The sequence below is a fragment of the Ezakiella massiliensis genome (assembly GCF_059862345.1).
On the sequence record NZ_JCBCEO010000018.1, the window covers coordinates 1 to 292 of the forward strand.

The window sequence follows — 292 nt, forward strand, 5'->3', positions numbered from 1 at the left end:
TTCAATTGCAAATGAATTAATCGAAAGAAAGCAAGTTAAAGTTAAGATTATGAATTTATCTCAGGTTATAAACCAAATACAAAAATCAGCATTTAAGTTAGATTCAAATGAAATTATAGATAACCTATCAAATATTCCTTTGTTAATCTTAGATGACCTTGGAATTGAAAGGGATACATCTTATGCAAGAGAACAAGTATATAACATTATAAACTCAAGATACTTAAAAGGCAGGCCGACAATTTTTACTACAAACTTATCATTGGAAATTATTCAAAATCCTAATATTGAC

Annotated in this window: 1 protein-coding gene; it reads left to right on the forward strand. The window is 26.7% G+C overall.

Going from position 1 to position 292, the window contains the following annotated elements; all coding sequences use genetic code 11:
- Window positions 1–292 (forward strand): ATP-binding protein (locus AC6FXG_RS08935; protein ID WP_500572389.1); only part of this gene is annotated, 292 nt, incomplete at both ends.